This is a genomic window from Marinobacter sp. M-5, from assembly GCF_032911545.1.
GTDB lineage: Bacteria > Pseudomonadota > Gammaproteobacteria > Pseudomonadales > Oleiphilaceae > Marinobacter > Marinobacter goseongensis.
Window position 1 is genome coordinate 658,395 of record NZ_JAWJEK010000001.1, and the last position, 26,639, is coordinate 685,033.

Annotated in this window: 26 protein-coding genes; 18 read left to right on the forward strand and 8 right to left on the reverse strand. The window is 59.8% G+C overall.

What is annotated here, in order from left to right; all coding sequences use genetic code 11:
* The first annotated feature begins 55 nt into the window (after window positions 1-55).
* Window positions 56-778, forward strand: a complete 723-nt coding sequence (locus R0125_RS03005; RefSeq protein WP_317237090.1) for a molecular chaperone DnaJ — start codon at window positions 56-58, stop codon at window positions 776-778.
* A gap of 24 nt (window positions 779-802) precedes the next feature.
* On the opposite strand, the gene R0125_RS03010 is transcribed toward R0125_RS03005, so the two are convergent.
* Entirely contained in the window at window positions 803-1,183 is a 381-nt protein-coding gene (locus tag R0125_RS03010; protein WP_248182093.1) for a 3D domain-containing protein, read from the reverse strand.
* Window positions 1,184-1,367: 184 nt separating this feature from the next.
* Here R0125_RS03010 and R0125_RS03015 point away from each other — a divergent pair, with 184 nt between their 5' ends.
* Window positions 1,368-1,844: an NADAR family protein gene (locus tag R0125_RS03015; RefSeq protein ID WP_317237091.1), complete on the forward strand. Its 477-nt coding sequence runs from the start codon at window positions 1,368-1,370 to the stop codon at window positions 1,842-1,844.
* Window positions 1,845-1,884: 40 nt separating this feature from the next.
* Here R0125_RS03015 and R0125_RS03020 read toward each other — a convergent pair whose 3' ends face one another.
* Window positions 1,885-2,826 carry a sensor domain-containing diguanylate cyclase gene (locus R0125_RS03020; RefSeq protein WP_317237092.1) on the reverse strand — a complete coding sequence of 314 codons (942 nt, stop codon included), beginning with the start codon at window positions 2,824-2,826 and terminating at the stop codon, window positions 1,885-1,887.
* 223 nt (window positions 2,827-3,049) lie between these two features.
* Here R0125_RS03020 and R0125_RS03025 point away from each other — a divergent pair, with 223 nt between their 5' ends.
* A complete protein-coding gene (locus R0125_RS03025) occupies window positions 3,050-3,394 on the forward strand; it encodes a PBPRA1643 family SWIM/SEC-C metal-binding motif protein (protein ID WP_317237093.1) in 345 nt (114 codons plus the stop codon).
* 64 nt (window positions 3,395-3,458) lie between these two features.
* Window positions 3,459-3,890, forward strand: coding sequence for a DUF3010 family protein (locus R0125_RS03030; RefSeq protein WP_317237952.1), 432 nt, complete (start codon window positions 3,459-3,461; stop codon window positions 3,888-3,890).
* Between the two features lie 5 nt (window positions 3,891-3,895).
* Here R0125_RS03030 and R0125_RS03035 read toward each other — a convergent pair whose 3' ends face one another.
* Both R0125_RS03035 and R0125_RS03040 read right to left on the reverse strand, forming a co-directional pair.
* On the reverse strand, window positions 3,896-6,460 hold the full coding sequence (locus tag R0125_RS03035) for an EAL domain-containing protein (protein WP_317237094.1): 2,565 nt from the start codon (window positions 6,458-6,460) through the stop codon (window positions 3,896-3,898).
* Between the two features lie 18 nt (window positions 6,461-6,478).
* On the reverse strand, window positions 6,479-7,807 hold the full coding sequence (locus R0125_RS03040; RefSeq protein ID WP_317237095.1) for a PilZ domain-containing protein: 1,329 nt from the start codon (window positions 7,805-7,807) through the stop codon (window positions 6,479-6,481).
* Window positions 7,808-8,026: 219 nt separating this feature from the next.
* Here R0125_RS03040 and R0125_RS03045 point away from each other — a divergent pair, with 219 nt between their 5' ends.
* The gene (locus tag R0125_RS03045; protein WP_317237096.1) at window positions 8,027-8,953 is read left to right on the forward strand and encodes an alpha/beta hydrolase; all 927 of its coding nucleotides are present in this window, start codon (window positions 8,027-8,029) and stop codon (window positions 8,951-8,953) included.
* On the opposite strand, the gene R0125_RS03050 is transcribed toward R0125_RS03045, so the two are convergent.
* On the reverse strand, window positions 8,925-9,815 hold the full coding sequence (locus tag R0125_RS03050; protein ID WP_317237097.1) for a haloalkane dehalogenase: 891 nt from the start codon (window positions 9,813-9,815) through the stop codon (window positions 8,925-8,927). The genes R0125_RS03045 and R0125_RS03050 overlap by 29 nt on opposite strands.
* Before the next feature lie 175 nt (window positions 9,816-9,990).
* Between R0125_RS03050 and R0125_RS03055 the strand changes: the two genes are divergently transcribed.
* Entirely contained in the window at window positions 9,991-10,407 is a 417-nt protein-coding gene (locus tag R0125_RS03055) for a PilZ domain-containing protein (RefSeq protein ID WP_317237098.1), read from the forward strand.
* Between the two features lie 95 nt (window positions 10,408-10,502).
* Here R0125_RS03055 and R0125_RS03060 read toward each other — a convergent pair whose 3' ends face one another.
* Window positions 10,503-11,069, reverse strand: a complete 567-nt coding sequence (locus R0125_RS03060; RefSeq protein WP_317237099.1) for an outer membrane beta-barrel protein — start codon at window positions 11,067-11,069, stop codon at window positions 10,503-10,505.
* A 134-nt stretch (window positions 11,070-11,203) separates the two neighbouring features.
* Window positions 11,204-12,187 carry a hypothetical protein gene (locus R0125_RS03065; RefSeq protein ID WP_317237100.1) on the reverse strand — a complete coding sequence of 328 codons (984 nt, stop codon included), beginning with the start codon at window positions 12,185-12,187 and terminating at the stop codon, window positions 11,204-11,206.
* A 168-nt stretch (window positions 12,188-12,355) separates the two neighbouring features.
* Here R0125_RS03065 and R0125_RS03070 point away from each other — a divergent pair, with 168 nt between their 5' ends.
* From R0125_RS03070 to R0125_RS03120, 11 genes are all read left to right on the forward strand, one after another.
* Entirely contained in the window at window positions 12,356-13,057 is a 702-nt protein-coding gene (locus tag R0125_RS03070; RefSeq protein WP_248182082.1) for an NAD(P)H-binding protein, read from the forward strand.
* Window positions 13,058-13,175: 118 nt separating this feature from the next.
* Complete coding sequence (locus R0125_RS03075) at window positions 13,176-13,625, forward strand: pseudoazurin (RefSeq protein WP_317237101.1); 450 nt, start codon at window positions 13,176-13,178, stop codon at window positions 13,623-13,625.
* A gap of 250 nt (window positions 13,626-13,875) precedes the next feature.
* On the forward strand, window positions 13,876-15,432 hold the full coding sequence (locus R0125_RS03080) for a BCCT family transporter (protein ID WP_248182079.1): 1,557 nt from the start codon (window positions 13,876-13,878) through the stop codon (window positions 15,430-15,432).
* A gap of 78 nt (window positions 15,433-15,510) precedes the next feature.
* A complete protein-coding gene (locus R0125_RS03085; RefSeq protein ID WP_317237102.1) occupies window positions 15,511-16,560 on the forward strand; it encodes a mechanosensitive ion channel family protein in 1,050 nt (349 codons plus the stop codon).
* Window positions 16,561-16,583: 23 nt separating this feature from the next.
* Window positions 16,584-16,907: a hypothetical protein gene (locus R0125_RS03090; RefSeq protein ID WP_317237103.1), complete on the forward strand. Its 324-nt coding sequence runs from the start codon at window positions 16,584-16,586 to the stop codon at window positions 16,905-16,907.
* Between the two features lie 214 nt (window positions 16,908-17,121).
* Window positions 17,122-19,662 (forward strand): EAL domain-containing protein, encoded by a 2,541-nt coding sequence (locus R0125_RS03095; RefSeq protein WP_317237104.1) that lies wholly within the window; start codon window positions 17,122-17,124, stop codon window positions 19,660-19,662.
* 3 nt (window positions 19,663-19,665) lie between these two features.
* The gene (locus tag R0125_RS03100) at window positions 19,666-20,571 is read left to right on the forward strand and encodes a LysR family transcriptional regulator (RefSeq protein ID WP_317237105.1); all 906 of its coding nucleotides are present in this window, start codon (window positions 19,666-19,668) and stop codon (window positions 20,569-20,571) included.
* A gap of 97 nt (window positions 20,572-20,668) precedes the next feature.
* The gene (locus tag R0125_RS03105) at window positions 20,669-21,031 is read left to right on the forward strand and encodes a hypothetical protein (protein WP_248182074.1); all 363 of its coding nucleotides are present in this window, start codon (window positions 20,669-20,671) and stop codon (window positions 21,029-21,031) included.
* A 59-nt stretch (window positions 21,032-21,090) separates the two neighbouring features.
* Window positions 21,091-22,038: a sodium-dependent bicarbonate transport family permease gene (locus tag R0125_RS03110; RefSeq protein WP_248182073.1), complete on the forward strand. Its 948-nt coding sequence runs from the start codon at window positions 21,091-21,093 to the stop codon at window positions 22,036-22,038.
* An 81-nt stretch (window positions 22,039-22,119) separates the two neighbouring features.
* Window positions 22,120-22,479: a hypothetical protein gene (locus R0125_RS03115; protein WP_248182072.1), complete on the forward strand. Its 360-nt coding sequence runs from the start codon at window positions 22,120-22,122 to the stop codon at window positions 22,477-22,479.
* A gap of 24 nt (window positions 22,480-22,503) precedes the next feature.
* Entirely contained in the window at window positions 22,504-22,887 is a 384-nt protein-coding gene (locus R0125_RS03120) for a DUF2750 domain-containing protein (RefSeq protein ID WP_248182071.1), read from the forward strand.
* Window positions 22,888-22,890: 3 nt separating this feature from the next.
* Here R0125_RS03120 and R0125_RS03125 read toward each other — a convergent pair whose 3' ends face one another.
* Complete coding sequence (locus R0125_RS03125; protein ID WP_248182070.1) at window positions 22,891-23,640, reverse strand: CLCA_X family protein; 750 nt, start codon at window positions 23,638-23,640, stop codon at window positions 22,891-22,893.
* A gap of 405 nt (window positions 23,641-24,045) precedes the next feature.
* Between R0125_RS03125 and R0125_RS03130 the strand changes: the two genes are divergently transcribed.
* The gene (locus R0125_RS03130) at window positions 24,046-26,607 is read left to right on the forward strand and encodes a DUF2339 domain-containing protein (protein WP_317237107.1); all 2,562 of its coding nucleotides are present in this window, start codon (window positions 24,046-24,048) and stop codon (window positions 26,605-26,607) included.
* The last annotated feature ends 32 nt before the right edge of the window (window positions 26,608-26,639 follow it).

Consider the following 26,639-nt stretch of genomic DNA (forward strand, 5'->3'; position numbering starts at 1 on the left):
TTAAAAGCAGACAAACGTCAATTCATTGTTGGGCGGATCCGCCCGGGGTATCCGAGTGCCACTGACACTACTGGTGATTGGAGCGTCGATTGTTGCCTGGGCATGGCTGCGCAGCCAGCCGCCCGGTCGGCGCAAGCCGGCGGTTATCAAACTGGCGTTACTGGCGGGTATCGGACTGGTAGTTCTGCTGGCCCTGACCGGCCGTTTGCACTTCGTGTTTGCGTTGTTGGCGTTCCTGTATCCGCTGTTGCGTCGTGTGCTGCCTTCGCTGTTGACAGGGCGAGTTGGCGGTGCGGGCCATGGTGGCACGACAGCGAGTTCCGGGAATCAGTCCCAGGTGTCCAGCGACGTCCTCGCTATGACTCTGGATCATGATTCCGGCACCATGAGTGGCCGTGTCCTCAAGGGACCGATGGCGGGGCGAGAGCTGGCAGAGCTCAGCGAGAAGGAGTTTATCGAGCTGCTGCGCTATTGCCGGGAGCAGGATGAGGATTCAGGCCGGCTGCTGGAGACCTATCTGGACCGCCGGTTCGGGGATTCCTGGCGGGTGGATGACGAGCCTGAAGACCCGTGCGGCACTGACGGCGGTTCCACCAGTGCCGGTGGCCCGCTGACTGAGAGCGAGGCCTTCGACATCCTCGGGCTCGCACCCGGTGCCAGCCGCGAGGAGATCATTCAGGCCCACCGCCGTATGATGCAGAGAATGCATCCGGATCGTGGAGGCAGCAACTATCTTGCAGCGCGCGTCAATGAAGCCAAGGAGCGCCTGCTGGGCTGATTGTCCTGCACGGGCCGCGCCCTGCTATTCGGTTTCATTCCAGGAGATGGTGACGGTGCGTTTACCCCAGTCCCTCGCCGCTTTGACATCCACACCCATGTAGATGTCGATCTTGTCTTTCCAGCGTTTGTTCATCTTGTCCCGCACGATGTACGTACCCGACATGCCCTCGATAGTCACTTCGGTCCCATGAGTCAGTCCATCTTCGATCAGATCACGGGAAACGGCGATGGCTTTCATGCCCGGCTTGAGGGTGTCACCCCAGGCGGTCAGGGCCGGGTCGCCGGCCTTGGTCTGGCTGGTGACGGAGTTATAGGCGGTTGCGGTAACTTCCTGGGTTTGGCTATTTCCGCCGCTGCAGCCGATAAGAGTGGTGGCTGCCAGGGCGATGAACAAAGTGCGCATAACGAAACTTTCCTTTTATTTTCAATAACTGTACAGAGAAGGTACGTAAGAAAACCGGGAAAGATTCATCTGCGGAAAAGTCAGCGCGTTTCCGCCGCTGACGTGACCATTGGCTCAGGCTCAGTAATAATCCGTGTAGTTGAACACCAGCGCCACTTTATCTTCACTCCGAGGTTTTGTATCCATGTCTCTTTTTCCACCCAACAGCGGCGAGAACGATCTGTACATTTCACGGGCCGACCCCGACAATCCGCTGGGCACCCATGCGGCTTTCAGCTTTGAGCTGGAAGGCAAGGTCTGGCCCACGGTGGAACACTATTTTCAGGGCATGAAATTCACCGATGAAATCCGCCAGGAACAGGTGCGCATGGCAGCCACGCCCATGCAAGCAAGAAAGCTGGGCCGTAAACGCCATAAAAGCCTGCGGCCGGACTGGAAGCGGGTGCGTGAAACCATCATGACGCGAGCCGTGTACACCCGCTGCTGTACGTACCCGCATTTGGCACAGGAACTTCTCGACACCGGCGACAGGAATATCGTTGAGAACAGCAACTTCGATTACTTCTGGGGCTGTGGCCGGGACCGTCGCGGCGACAACCGGTACGGTGAGGTGCTGATGAAGGTCAGGGGTAAACTGGCTGAAGAGCGCAAGGCTTCATGAACGGCATTGCGCTTTGGGGCTGCCGTTTCTGCAAGGACGCTCACGGAGAAGCAAGGGGTGTGGCTTCGTCATCCCGGGTGATTCTGACGCAGTTGCGGCCACTGGCCTTGCCTGCGTAGAGCGCGCTGTCCGCTTTGCGCATTAATGAATCGTGGGAGGTGTCGGATTTTGAAAACGAGGCAACGCCCACGGTAATGGTGGCGTGGAAAGACGTGTCTTCGTGCCTGAGCTCCATGGCCTCGGTGCGCTGACGAATGCGTTCAGCAAACGCCGCTGCCTCCTCCAGGGACGTATTGGGCAGAATGATGGCAAACTCTTCGCCGCCGATACGGCACCCCACATCCGTTGGCCGCAATTCCCTCTGAATCATCTGTGCGACTTTGATCAGTACCATGTCGCCGCTGGCATGGCCGAACTGATCATTGATGGCCTTGAAGTGATCGAAATCGAACATGATTACGGAAGCGGGCAGGCCCGAGCGAACAAAACCGGCGTACTGGGCCTTTAGCTGGGTTTTGAAGTGTTTCCGGTTGTAGAAACCGGTCATTTCGTCCGTCAGAGATTCCAGCGTCAGCCGATCCTCCAGCGCCCTCTGATAGGTGACATCTCTGACCAGCGCCATGGCAGCCGGCGCCCCGTCCAGCGTGAGTTCGTTAATCATGATATCAACGGGCACCCCCGTGCCATCGGCGCGCAGTCCTGAGAAGCGTTTCTCTGCGCCCATGGGCCGGGCATGAGGTGTCTCGAAGTAGCCAGTCACGTTTCCGGCATGCCTTTTCCGATGGTGCGCCGGGATGATCATCTTGAGGTCAGAACCCATCATGGCGGCAATCTCGTGCCCGAACATCTCTGCGGCGCGGGTGTTGGCCAGTACGATCTGGTGACTCGCGTTGACGATGACGACGGCATCGGGCAACGACTCGATGAACGGCAACAAAGCCTGAGAGGTCGCAACGAGCTTGTCGGTATTTTGATCGGCCATGGGCAGGAACAACTCAGCAAGGGATAGTGTGACTACATGTCCATAATTATACGTGCTCGGGTGGCAAATGCCTTATGAATCTCCCTCGCGGCCCCTGTTGACTGAGGGAGTATCGCACGGTACCTATATCGTCAATTTCGGAAGCGTGTTAAAAGGTTCCGTCCAGTGACAGCCAGCCTGTGAATGCTTGACTGGTTACGCTCCCTACCTCCAGGAATTCGATATGTCAGACAAGTTTTTTTTCAAGGGCCGGCAGGATGCGCGCCAGCACCATACCGCTTACGGCGGCTTTGAGACCAACGCCAGCAAAAAAAGCGGCAGCAAGAAATTTCCGCTGACCCTGGTGGTCACTAGTGAGTCGCGCAAGCTGGAACTTGCGGCTGAGGTGGCCGAGGCCGGCCTGTATGCGAACATCAACGTAGACACCCGCGAGGGCGCTGTTGAATCCATTGCGGAACTGACTGCGATCCTGAACAAGGGGCCGACGATCACGGTGGCGAAAGCCCCTAGTCGCAATGACCCATGCAGTTGCGGCAGCGGTCTGAAGTTCAAGAAGTGTTGTGGTTGAATGGGCGCAGGGTTCGTCCAGCCAGAAGATTGAAGCGATTGAAGCGATTGAAGAGAGCAAGGCCATGATTATTTGCGGAGTGGAACTGACCGGTAGCGATGCGGTGGTGTGCTTGCTGAAGCTCGACCGGGGGCAGTTCAGCCTGCCGGAATGCAAGGTGCGCAAGCTGTCGCTGAGCAAGAACCACACCCGGCAGGACCTGAAGCAGTTCCAGGCGGCGTTCGCCGCCTTGCTGACCGAGCACGGGGTAACCGGAGTGGCGATCAAGGAGCGGATGCCCAAGGGCAAGTTTGCCGGGGGTGCCATCAGCTTCAAGCTGGAGGCGGCCATCCAACTGATCGACCAGCCCGGACTGGACGTCAGGCTGCTGCCACCGGCACTGATCAAGTCCACGCTGGCCGCCCATCCCCTGCCGATTCCGTTTGCGGATACCGGGCTGAAGGTTTTCCAGGAGACTGCCTTTACCGCCGCCTACGTGGGGCACATGGCGAAATAGCCGTGTCAGCAGGGCGAGCCTTTCAGCGTCTTTGCCCAGTCGCAGAAGGTGTCCAGTGGCATTGGCCGGGCAAACAGGTATCCCTGCAACCGGTTGCAGCCAAGCTGACTGAGTAACTCACGGGTGTTTTCGTCCTCCACGCCCTCGGCCACGGTTTCCAGCTTGATGCTGCGCGCCAGTTTCAGTGTGTTCTGGACGATGCCCAGATCATTCTGGTTGGAACACATCTGGCTGATGAAACAACGATCAATCTTCAGTTCATGGATGGGCAGGCGGCTCAGGTACGCCAACGACGAGTAACCCGTACCAAAATCATCCAGGGCGATCCGGCAGCCGCTATTGGCAATTTTCAACAGCGACCCGATCACTGCCTCCATATTGTGCATCATGGCGGTTTCTGTCACTTCGAAGATCACCCGGTTCATGGGAATGTCATGCTCCCGGATGTCGGTCAGGGCGAAGGAGACAAAGTGGCTGTTGGTGAGATTCTGAACCGACAGGTTAATGCTGCAGTTGATGTCCACCTGGCGCTCATGCAGGGTCTGCATGGTTCTGCACGCCTGGGTCATGATGTGGCGTGACAGCAGGTCCATCAGGCCGGCATTCTCCGCAATCTCGATCACCTCCCGTGCGGAAACCGAACCAAAACGCGCGCTGTGCCAGCGCAGCAGGATTTCCGCGCCCACCAGCTTGTGACCACTGCTGCTCATTTGGGGTTGCAGGTGCAGCGTCAGTTCCCCGGCCTGTATCGCCGGGGGCAGGGCGGTCACCAGATCCAGGCGTCGCCGTGCGAAATCGGATATCTCGTTGTTGTAGACCTGCACCGGAACCTTGCTCGACTCGCTGCGGTCGCGGGCCGCCGAGGCATGCTGGTACAGGATCTCGGTACTGTCACCATGCTCCGGGGCTATAGCTACGCCGCAGCACAGATTCATGAACACCGGCAGCCTGACGGCATGAACCGAGATCTCGTGATTCCCCACCACCTGTTCGATGAACGGCTCCAGCGGGCCTTCAATGTGCGCCAGGTCTATCAGGAACGCTGCAGAACCGAATTCGGGAATGGCGAGGTAGGCGCGCTGCCGGCTTTCGAGGCAGATCACACCTTGCAGACCCGCCAGCGTATGGTTGAGCTTACTCATCAACTGGCAGAACATTTCCTCCGCCAACCGGTGGCCCATGCTGGAGGCGATGTCCTTGATCTGTGGGTAATGGACCAGTGTGAGCGCGACCCGCCTGTTCGCCCGCATCATGGTGTGTAGCTGCTGATTTAGCAGCGAGGCATTGGGCATCCGGGTGGTTGAGTCGTGCATGGCCTGTTCCATCGACAGCAATTCCAGATCCCGGACCTGGCGCTCGGCCATCTGTTGTTTGCGCAGGGCCGCCAGTTTGCGTGCCCGTTCTTCCTTGATGCGGTGGGCGAGCGCGAAGGAGAGCAACAGTACCTCGGCGACGGAGCCCACTTGCATGGCATGGTTGGTAATCAGGTTCACTGGTAACAGATCAAAAACATTCAGCAGGTACAGGGAAGCCCCCACGGCGAAGGTCGTCCAGGCCAACACGAAATAGCGGGCAATAGCGACGCCGGCCTTCAGGCCCGCCAGCCCCACGGCGATCAGCAGAAAAATCACCAGCGTGGCCAGCAGCCCTGCGAACAGCGCGCCGCGTGTGGGATCAACCCAGGTGTAGACCACCAGCAGGCCGGCAAGACCTGCCGAAACCTTCATGCTGCGATCCCAGCGAGGAGAAATGTCCTGCCATTTCATGAAGCTGCGTGCGAAAAGCAGGGCAAAAAGTGACACCAGAGCGGTGCTGAGGGGCAGGGCGTAACGGGTCAGCAGCGGGTGCCCGCCCCAGATCCACGCATTGCCAACCCCGGATATACACAGCATCACCAGGCTCATCGATACGATGTACAGCACGTAGTAGCCGTAGGCTGAATCCCGGAGGGACAAAAACAGGAACAGATTGTAGATCACCAGGGCGCACAGCACCCCGAAATAGGCGCCCCAGTATAGACTGCGGAGGGAAAACTGGGTCAGCAGGCGGTCCTCGCGCCAGAGTTCCAGTGGCACTTGCAATGACGTTGCGGACCGCGCTCGCAGCACCAGTTGCAAGTCACCCTGCAGGTCGCGGGGTAAGGGCAGGGCGACCTGATAGCTACGGGGCTGTTGTCGCCGGGTTTCACTTTGTTCGCGACTGATGTGGTAGATGGGGAGTTGTTGCCGATCGCGCAGGATGTAGAGATCTACTTCCTCCAGCAGGGGATAGGGAATCACCAGGTACCACTGACGGTTCAGGGGTTCAGGGATGGTCAGGGATGCTCTGAGCCACACCGATTGATCGGTGAACCCCAGATTGAGCACGCTGTCATCGTGCTTGGCTTGCCACTGTCCCCGTTGCAGTGCCTGACCCGGGGATTGCTCATCGCCGACAAAATAGTCTATGAGGTGATTCAGGCGGTAACGACCCGTGTCGCCCTGCACCGTCAGTGCCTGGCCACTGGCGGACAGGGCGAACAGAAGCAATATCACCAGCCATCCTGCTGCCCATTGGTTGCGATTCCTCATGGCGCATCCCTGTTCACCTTACTCGTCCAGCGGGCTGATCAGCCGGCCGGTAAAGCCGAGAAACTCGGCTTCCTCACAGAAGGCGGAAAAATCACCTTTGCCAACGCCCGGCTGCCGGAGCAGAACCAGGGCTTCCACCAGGCAGCCCGGAATATCGCGGTTGTTCCAGGCCGGCATGCGCGGCCACATCAGAAATTCCTCATGGGAGAGCACCACCTTCTCCACCGCGATCTGACTTTCCTGCAGGCGTTCCCGGGCGGTAAGGCTGATGCAGGGGTGAGTGTCATCAGCAATCAGGGCGCCCGGGCTGATGTATTGCTGGAGCTCCAGTACGGCATCGCCGTGGTGGGTCAGGCCAATGAACAGCTTCTCGTCCAACAGATGGGCGAGGGAGGAGGTGTGCAGTATCGTGCCCCCGTCCGTGACGATTTCCTGGTCTTCCTCATAGCGCGGGTCAAATCCGATCACCCGGTCATACAGGTTTGTGAGGTCCCGGCACACTGCGTTGCCGATGCGCCCGGCGCCCCCGAGCACAACGATGCTGGTCTGCTTGCAATATTGAGGGCGCTCAAGCATTTGGCGCGCCACGTCCCAGATCATGTAGCGAGTTCCGAGACTGCCCTCTACCAGCGGATCCGCAATCTCGATGCCGGCTTTCATGACAAAATTGGGCAGGCGTCCGACCAGGGCGATCCGCTGCACGTTGGGGTAGTCCTGCTGCAATCGCTCCATGTACAGCCGGACCTTATCGGAATCCGCTTCCAGCTCATGCTCCAGAAACTGCGACGCCACCATCAGGCCGCGCATGTCTTCATTGCGGATGAAACCCAGCACCATATTGGAGGGCATACGCTTTGCCATGCCGGGTGTAAAATAGGCCCCGGCCTGGTCCTGATTCCCGTACACCGCAAACAGGAACTGTGGCTGGGCCAGGGCGTGAAGGGGCGCGCGCAGATAGGTGTTGGCCAGAAAAACCGCGAAGCGGCGGCTGTTCTTCCAGAGTGCCCGCTTAGTTTTGGCTGTCATACGCTGCCAGCCGGGTGCGGCGCCATAGAGCGTGGTCAGCTCACTTTCGGAAAATCGTCTGCGATAGAACTTCAAACCGATGTGAGACTTACCGCTGTGCGTGACCATTGCCGCGACCTTGGTGCCGGCCATGTTGCGAAAGTCCACGTCAACGCTTTCACCGGGGCGGATATACACCCGCTCCGGCCTTTTCAGCCGCAATCCTCCAGCCGATATATCCAGTGTGTTGGCTTCTACTGTGTGATTGGCATACGTCAGAACCACCGGGACACGAATCCCGGATCGCAAATGCCGGCGATACTCTCCATGCATCCTTATCATGGCAGGCTCCCGACGCGCTTTCGAAACGGATACTCACTTTCCTAACACAGTCTGGACCAAACCACAGAAAGCCGCCATGTTTCAGCGCTCTGAAAAGCCCTAACCGCAGTCTGAGGCATGTGCAGTGATCAATTGCCCCGGTTTCTGGCCCTACAGCCCATAGTCGGGACGGCCAGCGTGTGGACAATAGGGCCCTCATTCAGACTGGGTCAAAAGACTATGGCACGAGTAACGGCACACGACGGCGCCAGGCTAAAGGTCAGGGAGATCGGGCGCGGCCCGGTTGTTATTCTGGTGCACGGTTTCGGCATGGACAGCCGTCACTGGCTGCCCATTGTGTTGCCGCTGGCGCATCGCTTCCGGTTTGTACTCCCGGATTTGCGGGGTTTCGGCGGTTCGTCGCGGCTGGCCTGCAGTGAAGCCTGTGTTCTGACCAGCCATGCCCGCGACCTTGACGCAGTCATCCGCGAATACAGCGTGGGCGAGCCGGTGGGCCTTGGCGGTATTTCCATGGGAGCAAGCACGTCGTTGCGCTACATGGAGCTCTTCGGTTCCCGCGCAGTGCGTCATTACGTCAACATTGACCAGTCGCCGTGCATTGCTCACGGTCCGGGCTGGCCCTGGGGGATTTTTGGCGAGCACGGCCCACACCGGATCCAGTCGTGGTGGCCGCTGCTGGAGCAACTGGCGCGTATTGATCCCGAAACACCCTTTGCCCAATTGCCTATGGCCCTGCGCCACCAGTTCCAGGAGGATCTGGCCGAGTTCATGGAAGTTGCCCTCAGCCGCCGCTGGATGAAGTGGGCGGCGGGCCGGTTGATGCGAGTGCCCGGGATTGCCCGGCAGCTGGTGCCGGTGGACAACTGGTACACTCTGTACCAGCACATGCGGGCCTATGCGGAACAGGGGTACGATTTTCGGGGGTTCCTGCCGGAACTGATGGTGCCGACCACGGTGATGGCCGGCCGCCGCTCGGAAATGTACCCCTGGCCCGGTCAGGCAGTTATGGCGGATCTGATCCCCGGCGCCCGCATGGTGACCCTGGAGAAAAGCGGCCACGTGCCCCTGATTGACCAGCCCCTCGCGTGCATCCGGACGCTGGGCGAGGCGTTCGAACTTACCCCAGGGTTGCCAGCAGGTTGTTGATTGCCTGAGCAAATGGCACCGGCGAGTCTTCCTGCAGGAAGTGTCCGCCTTTGAGCGTAACGTGGGGCTGGTCCTGAGCCCCCGGGATGCGTTTCTGCATGTAGGCATCACCACCCCGGGTGATCGGGTCGCCATTGCTGAAGGTGGTCAGGAACGGCTTGTGCCATTGTTCCAGCACCCGCCAGGCCCCCCGGTTGGCTTCGCTGGCGGGGTCGTCCGGTCGCATGGGGACCAGGCGTGGAAATGCCCGGGTGCCTGCTTTGTATTTCCTGCCCGGGAAAGGAGCATCGTAGGCGCGTAGCTCATCCGGGCCCAGCTTGCGGAAAGAACCGGCGTCGATGATGCGGCCAATGGGAAACCAGGGGCTGTGCAGGGCAAAGTTCTTCCAGATCTTGAACGCCAGTGGCGCTTTCTGGTCGCCCGTTGGCAGCATGCCGTTTCCGACCACGATGGCGCGGAAGCGGTCGGGGTTTTCCGCGGCAAGTCGCAGTCCCAGCAGGGAACCCCAGTCCTGGCAGACCAGTGTGATGTTGTTCAGATCCAGTTGATCGATAAACGCCTGCATCCAGTCCATATGCTGTTGATAGCTGTAGTCGTCGATGGACGTGGGTTTGTCGGACTTGCCGAAGCCGATCAGGTCAGGCGCAACGACCCGGTGGCCGGCGGCGGCACACACGGGAATCATGTGACGATAGAGGTAGGACCAGGTAGGCTCGCCGTGCATCATCAGAATCGGGCTGGCATCGCCGGGTCCCTCATCCACGTAATGCATCCGCAGGTCTCCCAGTTCCGCATAGTGCGGCTCGAAGGGATAATCCAGCAGTCGATCGAATCGTGCATCCGGGGTTCTGACGACATTCATGGTAACAGCCTTCTTGTGGGTTGCGTGGGTTAGGAACCGGGAAATCAGCAGGAAGCTTGGCACCAGAGGTGCGGGACATCAAGATCCGCCCGGATTTCATTGGCAAGCCGGCCTATACTGAGTAATAAGAGCCGGGTTTGCTTCATGGAAACCATCAACCTCAGGGAGAAGACATGTGCGACGCTTCATACGTCATCCCACAGACTTCCCGATTCTCGTTTTCTCAGCGAAAAGCGCTCGCGGCGATGAAGCCAGCCTGTGTGATATCAGCCAGGGCGGTCTGGCCTGCAGCCTGCGCAACAAACTCCGGCGGGATGAGCCGGTGGAGTTGGGCATCCCCTCGCTGCAACAGGATTACAGAATCTCGGGCGAGGTAGTGAGGTGCCGGCGAATCGCCGACAGATATCGGGTGGCGATCCGCTTCAGCGATGAGTCGGAGTCTTTTAAGAGCAAAATGGTGGAGCAGGTTTGCCAGATCGAGCACTTCCGTCAGGCGCTCTGTAAGGACGGACGTGAACTGGACAGCCAGACGGCAGCGCGGGAGTGGATTGAGCGCTATGGTCGCCAGTTTGCAGACATCTTTTCCGGTTAGACGCCCGACGACATTGGCATCGACGTCGCATTGAGAAAGGTTGAGCAGGAATTGCCGGGACCGCCAGTGGTTGAAGCACTGCCCGGAGAGAACGATCAGAAGGTGTAAGCGGCCCCTACGGAGTAGTAATCGATATCAAAGTTGTCGAGTTCGTAGCGCTCATATTCGGCGCGAACCTGGAACGAGAACAGGGTGATCCGCGCACCGACACCATATAACGGATCAGTGCCGTCTTCGTCACCAATGTCGTCCAGGTCACCGTCCCAACTGATGAAGCCGGCTCTGCCGAATATACCGACGGGGCCGAGCTTTACGCCAGCCAGGGCGGCGGCGGTCCATCCGTCCACTTCAAAATCGGCGTCGCTGAGCGGGCCGATATCGCCTCGGAACTTGCCAAAATCCACGTAGGCGCCCTCAACGGCAAGGTCGACCAACGGGATCAACCCGAGATTGTAGCCCGCGAAAACCTTGTAGGCGGTATCTTCGTCGTCGAAATCGATGTCGACATCGATGTCATTGGCGCCTGGACGGTCATCGTCGAAGTCGAGCTGCGCCTCGCCGATGGATGCGCCCAGGTACAGGCCGCTGTCGCTCCCAGCGAGGGCGTTGCCAGAAACTGCAAGTAAGGGAACTGCAAGAATGAGAGGAATGACGGGGTTCATGATCCTAGCCTCCGTTGCCAAGATGGTGTCGGTTAAAAAGTAGTCAACTTCCTGTCGGTTGTCGAACCTTAGAACCTGAATTTCCGTTAATCCTTTCCCGCACCTTGCGCGCGGGCCGCCGGTTGGCAACGGATTCAAAGTAAAATGCCACGCAATCGGGTTGCTGCGCGGATCAACAGGGCTTCTTCAGCACTGACCGGTTGCATACTGTCGACTTTCTCCAGCAGCGGCAGCGCCGCCTTTTTGCCGTCGTCACCGTTCATTTTCAGGTGGGCCCGGGCGTATTCGTAGTAGACCCCGGGGTACTTCGGTGAGATTTTCCGGGCTTGCTCGAACAGCTCCACCACGGACGATTGCTTGGCGCCGTATGTCAGCCGCGCGACAAAGCCGCCGGCTTTCTCGATGATGCCGGCCTGAACACCGGCCAGCAGGGTGATGGCGTAGACGTTGTTGGCGTCTTCATCCAGCAGTGTTTCCAGGGTGTCCTGTATTTCCGAGGTATACCCGGTGCCAAGCGCCTCGGTCGCGGAGAGGTCTTCGAGAATCCGCGCTTTGCCATAGGCATTGCCAAAGCGGATCATCGGGTGATCCGGGGCCATGGGCATGATGTCCCGAGTGAGGTGGATCACCTCTTCCAGCAGGCTATGTCGCTTGTCCGGATCGGTTTCGATCAGCGTGGCGTAGAGCGCCTGGGCGTACAGCCCGGGGAAATAGCCGGCGGGTCCGAGCGCCAGCCCCAGATCCCGCGCTTCCTGAAAGCGGCCGTTGAACAGCAGGCTCCAGGCATTGCGCAGTTCCGCGGCATAAGCGTCGAAATGCTCGTCCAGGTTGCCTTCGGAGAGATGAGCCAGTTCTGGGTGGGTATTGGCGATAGACTGCAGGTGTGCCTGGGTGTAGCCGTACATCTCCGGCCAGCGCTCGGCATCCTCTCTCAGGCTGTCTGCCGTGGGCAGTGGGCCCCGAAGCCCATAGGTCAGCGTCTGCCAATGCTCGGCCAGATTCTGCTCGGAGTAGCTGAATGGCGCGAGTGTGTCAGGGTAATCGCTCCAGTTCTGGGCAGACAGGGGCGTGGCGCTGCATAACAGGGTAACTATCAGCAGTAGGGTACGGATCAGCATGGCGATGGCTCCTCTTTTGAACAAGGAGAACACAGCATTCCGGGGCTGCCATTGGCTCTGGTTTTCAGGTCAGCCGAAGAAATGCCAATTTCCTGGGCCAGGTCAGGTGGCGATGATGCTGGCTGATTGGATATGCTTTACGCCCTGACATCAGGCATGGAGAGTGTAATGAACGTGATGATTCTGGGAGCCTCTGGATTGACCGGTGGTCTGGTTCTTGAGGGCTTGCTGGCCACGCCGGCCGTGACGTCTGTGGTGGCACCGGTGCGCCGACCGCTTGCCCTTGAGCACTCGAAGCTGTCTCAGCATGTGGTCGATTTCGATGCGCTGGAGGCCCATGCGGCGATCTTTCACGTGGACGCAGTGGTCTGCTGTCTTGGCACGACGATCCACAAGGCCGGCTCCCGCGATGCGTTCCGTAAGGTGGATCATGACTACGCCCTGGCGGCGGCCAGACTGGCGAAGATGGCAGGCGCCCGAGCATTTATCCTGATGTCCGCTGTTGGCGCGTCGGCCACCTCGTCGGTCTTCTACAGCCGGGTTAAGGGGGAGCTCGAGGACGCCGTTCGGGCGCTGCGGTTTGCGTACCTGGCGGTTTATCATCCGAGCCTGTTGCTGGGCGATCGGGACGAGCGGCGCACGGCGGAATCCCTGGGGATGGCGGTAATGCCGCTGGCTAATTATGGCCTGATCGGACCTCTGAAAAGGTATCGCGCGATCAGTGCGGAGACGGTTGCGTCAGCGATGGTCAACGAAGTTGCTATGTTGGCTGAAAATCCCTCCGCTGCACCCTTTGAGCGCATTCTCGAATACGCTGACATTCTCCAGCAGGTGAGGCTGGGCCAGTCCCCCGGGAGAGCCGGTCACTAGGTTGGTCGTTCCTCCATTCCCATAGGCACATACCCTTAACGCTCGGATTAATCCCTGCCTCACGGGGCGGCGTAAACCTGGGGGATTGTTAGTCAACAACCAATGAGGTGAAGTCATTATGGGATTTACGTTCAAGCACATCCTGGCTGCTGTTGCGCTCACCCTGGCCTCCGGTGCGGCTCTCGCGGCCGAACATGTGATCGAGATGAAGAATTCCGGTGCGGATGGCGCCATGGTTTTCGAACCCGGGTTTCTGAAAGCTGAGCCGGGCGATACGGTGAAGTTTGTATTGGCCGACCAGGCCCATAACTCTGCATCCGTCGCAGTGCCGGAAGGCGCGGAAGGATGGCAGGGAGCGATCAATGAAGAGATCACTGTGACCCTTAACGAGGAGGGCGTTTATGTCTTCAACTGCACACCCCATGCAGTTCTGAACATGGCCGGTGTGATTCAGGTGGGTGAAGCGGTGAACTACGACAGCGCCAAAGCCGCTGTGGAGAAGCTGAGCGCTGCTGCGGTGACGAACAAAGAGCGTCTTGCCGGTTACTTCGAGCAGGTGCAGCAGTAACCCTCCAATTCATGTCAGAGCGGAGCCGCGCGTTCGCGTGGCTTCTCCCCGTCCGGGCTCATCGCGCCCATCAATGAAGCAATCAACAGCATGCGGGAAGATGGTTCGGTCGAACGTATCCTGCGTCAGGTGCCTTTCGAATATCGGTAGACGTCCGCATCGATGAACACCACGTAGTGTTTTCTATGAACGTGCAGGATCGCCAGATTTCCTGTAGCCTGCGCGGCTTTTTCATCGAGAGGCAGACTCTATGACCGTTAAATCCCAACCCCTTTCGCGGGCACGATCCGGGGCGCTCGCCGACAGTGATCCCGTTGTTCTGGTGCTGACTGTTGGCTTTATTCTGCTGTTTGTTGCGGCCTCGGTGCTCGACAGTACCTACGTTGCGGATCTGATTGGGCGGGGCTTCACCTGGACCGCCGCGTACCTTGGCTCTTTTTTCCAGGTGCTGTTATTGCTGACATTTTTTATCGCCATCGGTACCGCGCTCAGTCGGGCGGGTGCGGCAAGAATCGGTGGACTGGACCGGCCGGAAATCGGCCGTTTCCGCTGGTTGTCGATGATCATGTGTACCCTTTTGGCGGGCGGTGGTGTGTTCTTCGCTGCCGGTGAGCCGGTTTATCATTTCGTGGTGACTCCACCGGCCTTCGACACCGAAGCTGCAACCCCGGCGGCAGTGGCGCCTGCCATGGCGCAGTCCTTTACCCATTGGGGTTTTCTCGCCTGGGCGGTCTTGGGCTCCCTGACTGCTCTGGTTCTGACCCGGGCGCATTACGGCCAGGGCAAACCCCTGCAACCGAGAACCCTCTTGTACCCGGTGTTCGGCGAGAAGGTGATTCAGGGTCGCATTGGCGGTGTGATCGATGCCTTCTGCGTGATTGCGGTCGTTGCCGGCACGGTTGGCCCCATCGGGTTTCTCGCCACCCAGATGAGTTTTGGTCTGCACGAACTGTTCGGTATTACGGACGGGTTCGGCACCCAACTCACGGTGCTGGTTATCCTGGCTGGTGTTTATATGACCTCTGCCATGACCGGGCTTCACAAAGGCATTCAGCTGCTCAGTCGCTTCAACGTCCTGTTGGCACTGGTCATTGCCGCCATCATTTTCGTTTTTGGACCCACTCTGTTTCTGGTTAACACCTACACCCAGTCCATGGGCGAATACGTCACTTCCTTCTTCGCGATGGCCACCCTGACGGCTGAGACCGCACCCGGCTGGTGGATGAAGTGGTGGACCGTGTTTTTCTTTGCCTGGTTCATTGGCTACACGCCGTTAATGGCAGTCTTTGTGGCGCGGATCTCCCGTGGCCGGACGGTTCGGGAAATGATCCTCGCGGTCGCGGTACTGGCCCCCATTGCCACCACTATCTGGTTCACCCTGCTGGGTGGCTCCGGCATTTACCACCAGTTGGCAGGTACCTTTGATCTGACCGAGGCATTGAACAATTTCCGCTTTGATGTGGCAACACTCACGGTGGCCCAGGCGCTGCCGGGCGGCACCTGGATGGCGGCAGCCATCCTGTTGCTGACCACCATCTTTGTGGCCACTACCGGCGACTCCATGAGCTACTCCATTGCCATGGTCGGCGCCGGCCATGACGAACCAAACCCGTGGATTCGCGTGTTCTGGGGCGGTGCTATGGCGTTGATGGCGGCGATTCTGTTGTACATGGGTGCCGGTCAGATTGGCGTGTTGCAGCAGTTCATCGTGCTGACGGCGATACCCGTGTCGCTGATTATCCTGCCCTCGCTGTGGACCGGGCCGAAAGCGGCCATGGCGATGGCACGGGAACAGGGGCTGGTCTAGTCTTCCAGAGAGCGGGCGGCTCGCCGGATATCCGGTGTCGCCCGGCGTTTTTTACCTGAACAGGCTCACGGAGGGCGGATGCTGGAAGCATTTGAAGCCGGCTTCAAGGCGTGGTGGATGCCGGGTGTTTCGGCGGTTTTTGCCGTGGTGGCCACCTATGTGATCTATCGGCTGACGCTGGCGCTGGTTCGTCATTTCTCGGAGTCCAGAGCGGTGCCGCGGCTGTTTCTCGATGCGTCGGCCGGGGCGCTCGGCCTGGTATTCTGCCTGCTGGCGCTGGCAGGCACCCTGAAAGCGGCGTCGGACGACCTGCCCCTGATTGGGGCGATCCAGCAGGTGACCACGCTGTTGCTTATTCTCGCCATTACCTGGGCGGCGGTGCGGCTGACGTCGGCCATCGGTGAGGTGATTGTGGCGCTCAATCCGGTGCTTGAGGGGCAATGGAAACGGGCGCGCAAGGTCGAAACCCAGACCCGCTTTCTGGTCCGGGCGCTGAACATTCTCATCGTGATTATCGGTTTTGGTGCCGCGCTGATGACCTTCGAGTCAGTCCAGCACATGGGCGCCAGCCTGCTGGCGTCGGCGGGGGTGGGCGGTCTTATTCTGGGATTCGCGGCGCGGCCGGTGCTCAGCAACCTGCTGGCCGGCATGCAGATTGCGCTTACCCAGCCGTTCCGCATCGACGACGTACTGCACGTGCAGGGAGAGTGGTGCTGGGTGGAGGAGGTCACCGCCACCTATGTCGTGTTGCGGGTGTGGGACCTCCGCCGCCTCGTCGTGCCGTTGCAATGGTTTATCGAAAATCCGTTTCAGAACTGGTCCCGCAATACCGCGGATCTGCTGGGTGCCGTGTTTATCTGGGTAGACTACACCATGCCGGTGGAACCGCTGCGGCAAGAGTTCAAACGCTTGCTGGAGCAGTCGAACTTGTGGGATGGCAAACTGGCAACGGTGCAGGTCACCGATTCCAACGATCAGGCCATGCAGGTGAGGTTTCTGATGAGCGCTGCGGATTCCAGTCGGAACTGGGATTTGAGATGTGCAGTACGGGAAGGGCTGGTAACCTTCATTCAGGAACAGTATCCCGCCCAGTTGCCGCGCGTGAGAGCCAGGCTGATGGAAAGCTGAAACGCAGAGGAGAACCCGAGTTAATGTCTGAAGATCCCCTGAAAACCCTGTCTGATATGGCCAGCGATGCCCACGCCCGAGTTCAGGCCACGCACCAGCATATCAATCCGGTGATCGAAGTGCGTCGCGGTATGCGTGACTCCGGGATCCCCGCTGATGTCATGACTATCGACTGCCTGCGCACCCGCCGGCGGATAACGCTGATCCTGCATGACAGGCAACCAGGCAACCTGCTCTACCAGTTTGTCACCATTGATAACGAAGTCGGCAACGACTTCAAACAGATGCCTCTGTCCGACATGGATGCCGGCACGCTTTTCGCCTGGATTGAGGAGTATTTCGGTTAATCGCTTCGCGATATGGCCGGTGCGAACAGGCGCATGTTGTGATGTAAAACAGGTCGAACTGAAGGCTGTTCGGCGCTACGATGGGTGATACATCACAATGATAAGAGCAAGAGGAAAGCCCAATGACCAACGTTGGGGTATGCATGTGGTCGTTCTGATCCGCGTTTTGCAATGGTTGGTTGCAGTGCTTCTCTGGGGTGTCGGGTCGTTAGCGATGGCGGCCGCGCAGCCGATTACCATCACCGCGGCTTCATCCATCCCGGCTCATTTCGAAGTGTGGGAGGACCCGCAGGGGCGGGCGGACATTGCTCGGGTCACCCGGCTTGCAGACGATCAGTGGGTGTCTGTTCCCTCCGGCAGTGCCACCTATGGCATTACTTCGTCGGCTTACTGGTTGCGATTCACCCTGGAAAACCGGACAGCGGAGCCGCTGAACCTGGTGGCGGAGCTGGCCTACTCCCAACTGGATGATGTGGTTTTCCACGTGGTTTCCGGTGGCGAAGTCGTGGAGGAATTTCGAACCGGTGACACCCGGCCGTTTTACCCGCGCCAGATTGACCATCCTAATATGCTGCTGCGACTGGACCTGACGGCTGGCGGAGCGCGCACGGTGTATGTCCGGGCGCGGACCGACGGCTCAATGATTCTTCCTCTGAATCTCTGGCGGGCGAACGATTTTTTCAGCGCTGCCTCCAATGAGCAGAAGCTGAACTTCTTCTACTACGGCAGCCTCACGGTCATTATCCTGATCAATCTTGCGGTGTTTCTCACGCTGCGGGAAAAACTCTATCTGTACTATGCGCTGGCCATCGCCGGTTATCTGCTCTTTTTTGCATCCATCAAGGGCTACAGCTTCCAGCTGCTGTACCCGGACGCGCCGTCACTCCATGCCCGGGCGCTGCTGGTGTCGATGCCGATACTGGCGCTGTTTTCGGTGCTGTTCTGCCGGGAGTTACTGAAAATTCCCACCCACAGCCCGAAACTGGACATCGCCATTCGGGCGATGATCGTGTTTGAGGTGATCAATTTCATGGCCGCGCTGACACTGGGTTATAACTCGGCGATCATGCTGTCGGCGCTCTCTGCACTGGTATTCTTCTCGTTGCTGTTCGTGGCCGGCCCCATCACCTGGGCCGCCGGGGTCCGGGCCGGGGCATTCTTCACCATTGCCTGGACCCCGCTCACCATCGGTGTTCTGGCCACCGCCGGCCGATCTCTGGGGTTCTTTCCGGAAAATTTCATGACCGAGCATGCCATGCAGATCGGCTCCGGGCTGGAGGCGTTTATCCTCACCCTGGCGCTGGCGGATCGTTTGTATCGGGAGCGTGAGGAAAAGATCCTCGCCCAGGCAGACAGTCTGCGGAAGGAGAAGGCGCGCAGCGAAGCGCAGAACCGGTTGGCGGAAGCCATGACACACGATTGCGTTACCGGACTGCCCAACCGGAATCGTTTCGAGCGTATGGTCAACGAGCAACTGAAGCGCGACCCCAGTGGCCACTACATGATTGGTGTAGCCCGTATCACCCGCCTGGACGAGATCAATCGTACCCTGGGGCTCAGCCGCAGCGACCGGCTGCTACGGCGCCTGGCGGGGGAGATGACCCGGCTTGCCAACGAACTGCCGATATTGCATCGGCCGCAGCGGCAGGAGCGATCGGAGCTGGTGTATCAGCTGTCCGGCGACAGTTTCGGCGTGTTGGTCGACGCCAACAAGGTGACCGACGACTTTGCAGAACTGAACAGCGCATTGCGACGTCTGGCAGAGCCTATCTCTCTGGACAACCTCGCCATCGAACTGCACCCGAAATTCGGGGCGGCCAGCTACCCGATGCACGGTGACACCGCGGCGCTGCTGCTCCGTAATGCCCATGTGGGTATGGAGATCGCCCCCCATGGTCCGTTCGAGACCGGGTTCTACTCACCGGATCTCGACATCTACAGTGAAAGCCGGCTGACCCTGATGTCGGATCTCAGGGAAGCGTTGCAGGAAAATCGCACCGAACTCTACTACCAGCCCAAGCTGTGCCTGGAAACCGGTGCGGTGATCGGTGTTGAGGCGTTGATCCGCTGGCATCACCCGCAACGGGGCTGGGTGTTCCCGGCGGATTTTATCCCGCTGGCAGAAGAAACCGGTGTGATCACCCAGTTGACCCGGTGGGCGATAGAGAGGGGCATCCGTGATCTGGCGGACCTGTCGGCCGGGTTTCCGGGGCTGACCGTATCCATCAACATTTCCGCACGGGATCTGGGCTCCGGCGAGCTGAAGCGCCTGATTGCATCGGCACTCCGGCGCCACGATCTGGCCGCCGAACGACTGACTCTGGAGCTGACCGAAACCGCCGCCATGGAAGATCCGGAACGGGGCCTGGTTGCGCTGGCGGAACTGGCTGAAACCGGCATTCAGATTTCCATCGACGATTTTGGCAGCGGCTATTCCTCGCTCTCCTATCTGCGGCAGCTGCCGGCCAATGAGCTCAAACTGGATCGCTCCCTGGTTGAGGACGTGGACAGCAGTGAAAGTTCCCGGGTGATCGTGAGAACCGCCGTCAATATGGCTCACAGTCTCAGCTACCACGTTGTGGCGGAAGGGGTTGAGCGCGAGACCACGGCGCGTTTGCTGCGGGACCTGGGCTGTGACCGGCTGCAAGGGTTCTGGTTGTGCGGGCCGCTGCCACTCAGTGAACTCCGGGAGTGGCTGGCCCAATACCCGGTCTCACTTGGTTGCCTGACCCGCGTTAAACCTGGAAGGGGGTGAGAGGTGTCTGACCTCGATAACCTGAATTTGCGCCATCTTTACTATTTCTGGGTCATTGCCCGCGAAGGCGCCATTGTCAGGGCCGCTGAACATCTTTCGCTGACACCCCAGACCCTCAGCGGTCAGTTGGCTGCGTTTGAAGCCGCCCTCGGTAACGCGCTGTTTCGCCGTGCCAATCGGGCGCTGCAGCTGACGGATTTCGGGCATACGGTGTTCGGTTACGCCGATGACATGTTTCAGACCGCCCAGGCGTTGACCGATGTGCTTCGCCAGCCGGCGGAACATCGGCCGTTAAGCCTGTCGGTGGGAATTGCCGCATCGATCCACAAGCTCATCGCCTACTATCTGACGAAGCCCGCCCTGTCTCTGCGCCGTGAGGTACGACTCAGTTGTCGCACCGCCGACACGCCGGAATTGCTGAAGCGCCTGGGGCAACGCGAGCTTGATGTGGTGTTGACCGATCGCCAGCCCGGTTTCGGCGAGGCCAGTCAGTTCCGCAGTTACCGCCTCGCCAGTTCCACCATGTCTCTGTACGCGGCGCCAGAGCTGGCAGACAGCCTGTCCGGCAATTTTCCGGATAGCCTGAACGGCCGCCCGTTTCTGGCGACGTCCCTCGACGCTCCCTACATCAACGCGTTGATGAACTGGTTTTCCAGCCAGGGCATTCGCGTGAATGTGGTGGCGGAGGTGGACGACAGTGCGCTGATCAAGGTGTTCGGCCGTCATGGGCTAGGGTATTTCGCCGCCCCCACCTCGATTCGCGATGAGGTGTGCCGGCAGTATCAGGTGGTGCACGTGGCCAGTATCGATGATGTCAGAGACACCCTTTACGCTGTAACCCGAGCCCGCGGCAGTCATAATGACGCCGTCACGGAGCTGTTAAAGGAACGTCGGGAGCTGATGGATTAGCTCGAAAAAACCGATCTATAAATCAGATAAAACTTTGTTCTTTTCGATCTTTTGTTGGTGGATGATGAAACCGTGTTCCATCACAGGAGAGTCGTCCATGAAAACTATCCACAAGTTCCGTCTCGAGTGCGGCAAAGAGCCCACTACCCTTAATCTGCGAGAGGGCTGCAAGATCGTGCGATGCGAATACCTGGTCGCGCAAAAAGGGGTCTATCTGTGGGTCGAGCAGCCCCTGAATGTCACCATTCCGACGGTTGAACGACAGTTCGTGGTGGTGTACTCCGGCGATCCGGTACCAGACAGCTACCAGTATCTGGATACCGCGCTGGATCCGTTTGGCCCTGAGGCGTACCACCTCTTTGAGGTTACGCCAGCGGAAGAGCGTAAATCAGTCGTCGCCGGCTACCCCCTGAGCGACGTGATCTTCAGGCCCGCGGTCCAGCGAGCGGGATCGGCGTGATGTCATTGTTCCTCTGAGGGCCCTGCGGGGCCCTTTCTTTTGCCGGAGATTTTTCTGCAATGCCCGATATTATCGTGATGTTTTTTCTGCTCGGTGTGGTGGCGGGCGCGCTGCGCTCGGATTTGACCATTCCCAAGGCCGTATACGATATTCTCAGTCTGCTGCTGATGCTGACCATCGGTCTCAAGGGCGGAATGGCGCTTCATGGCAACCTGCACTGGGGGCTGCTGTCGCAGGTGCTGGCGGTTATCGCTCTGGGCTTCGTGATTCCGCTGATCCTGTTTCCATTGCTGCGCCATCTGGTGCGTCTGAACGTGGCTGACGCCGCCAGTTTCTGTGCGCACTACGGCTCGGTCAGTGCCGGCACGTTCGCGGTGGCATTGGCCTGGGTGGAATCGAGAGGCCTGGCGACCGGCGGACAAGTGACCCTTTACCTGGTGCTGCTGGAATTGCCGGCTATTCTGACCGGGCTGTGGCTGTACCGGCGCTATCAGCAGGGCGGCGCCAGCATGAGTGGGACGGGCACGCCCCTATGGCAGGAAACTCTGACCAATCGCAGTGTGGTGTTGCTGGTGGGCGGTGTCATCATCGGCATTCTGTATGGGCCGGATAACGGAGATGGTGTCACCGCGCCGTTGACCGGGGCCTTCTCGCTGGTGTTGTCGCTGTTCCTGCTGGAAATGGGGCTGGTGGCGGCAGACACCTTGCGCAAGATCCAGCTGCGCCACTGGCGGGTGATTGCCTTCGCGCTCTGCCTGCCCCCGCTGCTCTCGATCCCCGGCCTGCTGACTGGCGTGTGGCTTGGTCTGGAACCGGGAACCATCGTGGTGCTGGGTACCCTGACGGCCAGTGCCTCCTATATCGCGGCACCGGTGGCCGTCCGGCACGGAATTCCCGACGCGGACATCGGGTTGGCCATGCTGGCGTCACTGGGTGTGACCTTTCCGTTCAACGTGATTGTCGGTATCGGGTTGTACAGCTACTTCCTGGAATTTTTGATGGCCTGAGGTGGAACAGGGTCTTCTGGGGGTGAAGCTCTTGGCGTATGCTGGGCACGCCATTTGCCTTAAACAACCGGAAACACCTCAATGAAATTCCCCAAAGCGACCGTCATACTGGTTTCAGCTGCGCTCGTTTATGTTGCCTGGGATCTGACCCGTGACAAGCCCGATGCCGGCGATCCCGCTCGTTTCGCCAATCCGGCGGCGAATCCGGTGGAGCGTGGGGAAGTGGTGGACTGGGTTGTGTCACGGATTCCCGAGCATTGCGAAGACATCACCGGTGAAGCGGCGGGAAGTCAGGCATATGCCGGGTGTGTTGAGCGCAGCGAGTCCCGCAATTCCCTGTGCCGACGCGCGATTTACGACAGTTTTCCGGAAACGATCCGCTCTGAGGCGGTCTTCCGGGATGTTGCCCTTACCATGACGGATTGCCTGGCCCAACACTGAAGGCCGGGAACAGAGAGCCAAACCATGACCAATGAAGAGCTGACTGCCATTCTCGAACTTGATGGTGAGGAGCGGTACGACTATTTCCTCAGCCAGGTTGGCGAGGAACGGGAAATCTGGATTCTGGTGAATGCCGAGAACCGGTTTCTGAAAATTGCTGCCGACGATGGCGATGTGGAATACCTGCCGGTCTGGCCCAGCGCTGATTTCGCCGCAGCGTACGCCAAGAGCGGTGACGAACTCACACCAAAGAGTCTGTCGCTGCCGGATTTTCTCAAGAAGTGGATTCCCGGTCTGGCCAAAGACGGCCTGGACATCGGCGTGTTTCCGGGGCTGGACAAAACCCTGTGGATCACCGAGCCGGATGAGCTCAGGCAGGACCTGCAGGACGAGCTGTCGAACTTCTAGAGCTCAGGCCGTGTCGAGTTCCCGGTAAAGGGCGCGGCCCAGCGCGCTGAAGTAGTGTTCGAAAGCGATGTTGATGCGTTCCCGGTGCTCACCTTGAGGATACAACCCCGCTCTGGCCTCGTCGGAGTGGCGGCTGCCACGAACCAGGAACGGGCTGGCGGGGTTGCTGTCTTCAACAAAGGCCTCGAAGGCGCGGGCACACAACTCTTCTGGCCGGGCGTAGTAAAGAACCCCCAGCTCCCGGTCGGTTTTGCTCGACTGCTCAAACAGCTCGCTGGGCAATGAGCCCTCGCGGTTCAGGATAATCACCTGAAAGCAGTTGCCCAGCAGGGCATTCAGCGGATGGGCGTCGGGTTTGGCGTGGTCAAGCCAGGCGCTGGACGCAAACTGCGCCCCCTGGGAGCCCTTGAACATACGGCTGCCCATGTAGTGATCAAAGGCATGGAACCATTCATGGGCCAGGCTGCCGGCCCCCGCGTTCTTGGCAAGAGCCAGCTGCCGCGTTGCCGGAATGTAATGGGCTGCCACGCCGGGCCTGCCGCCAATGCCGTATTGCAGCCCCAGGGTCTGCCTCAGTGAAATCAGGTGTTCCGGCCCCCGCAGTACCGACATCAGGTCATCAAGCGCTTGCTGGAACTGTGTTGCTGCGCGATCTCGCTCGGGCTCCGACACCCAGCGCCCGATCTCGATGCTGCGAAAGTCAAAGCGCCGCCGTATGGTGGCGAAGCCCGGTTGCTGCTCCGAAAACCTCATGATGAAACATTCCTTGCCGGTTACTGCAAACGGGCCATCGCTGCGGCGCCGACCGTTTATAATAACATGTATGGATATACAGTATTGTTGCTGTGTATAACGTCAAGGTCAATCATTGTGGGAAAGTCGGGCCACGATAAAAAGAGAGTGCGGTCAATTTACGGTCATATTATGAGAACCCCCGTGGCAAAGGGTTTCAGCGAGCCTTTCCCGCCGTTGCTAACACAGTTATCCACAGTTTTTGTTAGCAACTTTTTGCGCCGCGGGCGGAGTGTGACCACGGTCCCGTGTTGAGCCCGGTACGTCTGGGTGAACCGGGCGGAACCGGTTAGACTATCCCGGTTCGGGAAGGCGGGTACCTGAACGGGGAACGCACCCGAGAATCACTGACGCAGGGAGCAGGGCTTGGAAGCATTACTGATCATTGTTGTGGTTGGATTTGCGCTGTTGGTTCCGGTTGGTTCGGTGCTGGGGTTTCTGGCGTTTCGACAGCGCCATCAGCAGGCCAGACAGGTCGCGGCGCTGACGCAGGAAGTGGCGTCACTGCGGGCGCAGGTGAACCAATTCAAGGGCGCGGTGCCGCCGGCCAGCGACCCTGTGCCGGACGAGCCCCGGATAACGCCTTTGCCGCCGCTTGAGCTGGACGAGCCGGGTGAACCGGATGAGCCGGTGGCTACCGGGAGTCACCCCTCCCCGCATGTTGACCGCTTTTTCAGCGCCCTCAAGGAACACTGGATGGTCTGGCTCGGTGGCCTGAGTGTCGCGCTGGCGGGCATCTTCATGGTCAGCCATTCGATCAGTGCCGGCTACATAGGTCCGGTGCAACAACTGTTATTGGCGCTGATCAGTGGCCTGGCCCTGCACGGCGGCGCCGAATGGCTGCGGCGGCGGCACCGGGGCAGCGATGATGTCTTCGCGGCGCTGGCGGGCGGCGGCAGCATCACGCTCTATGCGGCCTTGCTGGCTGGCGTTCACCACTACGGGCTGATCGGGCCCACGGTGGGGCTGACGGGATTGGCCGCGGTTTCCCTGGGCACCATGGTGTTGGCGCTGTTGCATGGGCCGGTGTTGGCCATCATGGGGCTGAGCGGTGCCTATCTGGTGCCGCTGTTAGTGGGCGGCGACAGCGGCAACGTGGCTTTTGTGCTGGCCTACAGCTTTCTGATATCTCTCAGCTCGTTGTTGCTCATGCGCTACGTATTCCGCGACTGGCTCTGGTATGCCACAGTCACCGGTGCCGTGCTGTGGTGGCTTGTGGCCAGTTCCGCGGCCCCAGCGGAGGTTTTTATGCCCTGGTACCTGGCGGGTCTGTTTGCAACATTTGCGCTGGTGGCGGGCAGGATCCGCAGCGGAGTGCCGCGCTTGCGAGAGGTGCTGCTGGTGCTTCTGGCGCTGTGGGGTTTGTCGATTGGCGGCCAGGGCATGTCCGACCCGTTGATGCTGAGCTGGTTGCTGATTCTGCCGGTAGCGGCACTGGTGCCCCAGAGCCGCGGCGCGCTGTGGTATCTGCCCTGGGGCGCGGTGCTGGCTAGCGCCGTGGGTTGGTTGATGCTGGCAACGGTGATCAATGTTGACGGCACCTATCGGTTGGCGATGCCGGTCATGCTCCATCGGGACTTCGTGGCCTACCTGATGCTCGCTGCGGTGCTGACAGCAGGCCTGGGGCTCTGGCACTGGGTGCGGGCGCCGGAGCGTCAGCGCTGGGCGTCGTTCACCCTGCTGGCGCCGGTGGTCTGGCTGGTTCTGGGATGGCTACTGATTCAGCGTGCTGAACTGTCGCTGACCTGGGCAACGGCAACCCTGATTCTGGCGGGCCTGTATGGCGTCATCGCCGGTTGGCTGGAGCGGCGGGCCAACGGCCGCAGCGGCGTTGTCTGGGCGATTCTCGCGGCACACATCTGCTACTCATTGGCGGCGGTGATGGTATTCCGCGAGGCCTCACTGACGCTCGCGTTATCGGTTCAGTTTGTCAGTCTCACCTGGCTGGCGCGCCGCTACCGGATGCCGCAGTTGCACCTGCTGCTGAAACTGGCGCTTGCCCTGGTGGTCGCCCGCCTGACTTTCAATCCGTGGTTGGCAGGCTACGACACCGAGGCGCACTGGTCGTTGTGGACCTATGGCGGCGCCACACTGTGTGCGGGTGTGGCAACCTGGCTGGCTGCCCGCAACACCGCGATCCGCCCCTGGCTGGAAGCCGCGACCCTGCACCTGCTGGTGTTGTTTCTGGGTGCGGAACTGCGTTACTGGCTCTATGACGGCGACATTTTCACGCAGCAGTACAGCTTTACCGAGGCGGCACTGAACACACTACTGTGGGGTGCCCTGAGCCTGAGTTACGGCGTGCGGGCGCGGGTGAGTGAGTCCCTGGCCTGGCTGTACCGGTTGTTCTCGTGGGTGTTGTTGGGCCTGGCCGGTATGAGCTATCTGACGCTGCTGACCTGGCACAATCCCTGGTGGGGCTCCGAGGCCATCAGCGCCACGCCGGTGTTCAATCTGTTGTTACTGGCTTATGGCGCGCCGGTCCTGCTGGCGCTGGCCGTGTCGCGGTTCCCGCAGCTGGCACCTCGGTTCTGGGCGCTGTGTGTGGCGGCGGCGGGCTTTCTGCTGTTCACCGCCTTTGAAATCCGACAGCTCTGGCAGGGCAGTGACATGGCCCTGTCCTCCGGTGTCTCCGAAGGTGAGCTTTACAGTTATTCCGTGGTGGGGATGGCGTATGCCATCGTCGCAATCCTGTACGCCACCGGGCGTCATCACCCGGTACTGTATAAGGCGGGCATGGCGTTACTGGGTCTGGTGATTGGCAAGATTTTCCTGATTGATATGTCTGGCCTGCAGGGGCTTTGGCGTGTGGCCGCCTTCATGGGGCTCGGCCTGGCCTTGCTGGGTCTGGCCTGGCTTTACCGCCGGGCCCGCAGAACATCGTTGGCAGACGCGCCAATGGCGGGCCCGGATGGCCTTCGGGAGTAGCCATGCTGGCCGTAAGCTGGCAAAGTTCACCC

Coding starts and splice junctions, on each gene's coding strand:
- R0125_RS03030 (WP_317237952.1), top strand. CDS start 3,459: ATGATTATTTGCGGAGTGGAACTGACCGGTAGCGATGCGGTGGTGTGC.
- R0125_RS03015 (WP_317237091.1), top strand. CDS start 1,368: ATGTCTCTTTTTCCACCCAACAGCGGCGAGAACGATCTGTACATTTCA.
- R0125_RS03020 (WP_317237092.1), bottom strand. CDS start 2,826: ATGGCCGATCAAAATACCGACAAGCTCGTTGCGACCTCTCAGGCTTTG.
- R0125_RS03120 (WP_248182071.1), top strand. CDS start 22,504: ATGACCAATGAAGAGCTGACTGCCATTCTCGAACTTGATGGTGAGGAG.
- R0125_RS03125 (WP_248182070.1), bottom strand. CDS start 23,640: ATGAGGTTTTCGGAGCAGCAACCGGGCTTCGCCACCATACGGCGGCGC.
- R0125_RS03115 (WP_248182072.1), top strand. CDS start 22,120: ATGAAATTCCCCAAAGCGACCGTCATACTGGTTTCAGCTGCGCTCGTT.
- R0125_RS03010 (WP_248182093.1), bottom strand. CDS start 1,183: ATGCGCACTTTGTTCATCGCCCTGGCAGCCACCACTCTTATCGGCTGC.
- R0125_RS03085 (WP_317237102.1), top strand. CDS start 15,511: ATGCTGGAAGCATTTGAAGCCGGCTTCAAGGCGTGGTGGATGCCGGGT.
- R0125_RS03105 (WP_248182074.1), top strand. CDS start 20,669: ATGAAAACTATCCACAAGTTCCGTCTCGAGTGCGGCAAAGAGCCCACT.
- R0125_RS03065 (WP_317237100.1), bottom strand. CDS start 12,187: ATGCTGATCCGTACCCTACTGCTGATAGTTACCCTGTTATGCAGCGCC.
- R0125_RS03040 (WP_317237095.1), bottom strand. CDS start 7,807: ATGATAAGGATGCATGGAGAGTATCGCCGGCATTTGCGATCCGGGATT.
- R0125_RS03095 (WP_317237104.1), top strand. CDS start 17,122: ATGGCGGCCGCGCAGCCGATTACCATCACCGCGGCTTCATCCATCCCG.
- R0125_RS03025 (WP_317237093.1), top strand. CDS start 3,050: ATGTCAGACAAGTTTTTTTTCAAGGGCCGGCAGGATGCGCGCCAGCAC.
- R0125_RS03035 (WP_317237094.1), bottom strand. CDS start 6,460: ATGAGGAATCGCAACCAATGGGCAGCAGGATGGCTGGTGATATTGCTT.
- R0125_RS03090 (WP_317237103.1), top strand. CDS start 16,584: ATGTCTGAAGATCCCCTGAAAACCCTGTCTGATATGGCCAGCGATGCC.
- R0125_RS03050 (WP_317237097.1), bottom strand. CDS start 9,815: ATGAATGTCGTCAGAACCCCGGATGCACGATTCGATCGACTGCTGGAT.
- R0125_RS03060 (WP_317237099.1), bottom strand. CDS start 11,069: ATGAACCCCGTCATTCCTCTCATTCTTGCAGTTCCCTTACTTGCAGTT.
- R0125_RS03080 (WP_248182079.1), top strand. CDS start 13,876: ATGACCGTTAAATCCCAACCCCTTTCGCGGGCACGATCCGGGGCGCTC.
- R0125_RS03045 (WP_317237096.1), top strand. CDS start 8,027: ATGGCACGAGTAACGGCACACGACGGCGCCAGGCTAAAGGTCAGGGAG.
- R0125_RS03110 (WP_248182073.1), top strand. CDS start 21,091: ATGCCCGATATTATCGTGATGTTTTTTCTGCTCGGTGTGGTGGCGGGC.
- R0125_RS03070 (WP_248182082.1), top strand. CDS start 12,356: ATGAACGTGATGATTCTGGGAGCCTCTGGATTGACCGGTGGTCTGGTT.
- R0125_RS03075 (WP_317237101.1), top strand. CDS start 13,176: ATGGGATTTACGTTCAAGCACATCCTGGCTGCTGTTGCGCTCACCCTG.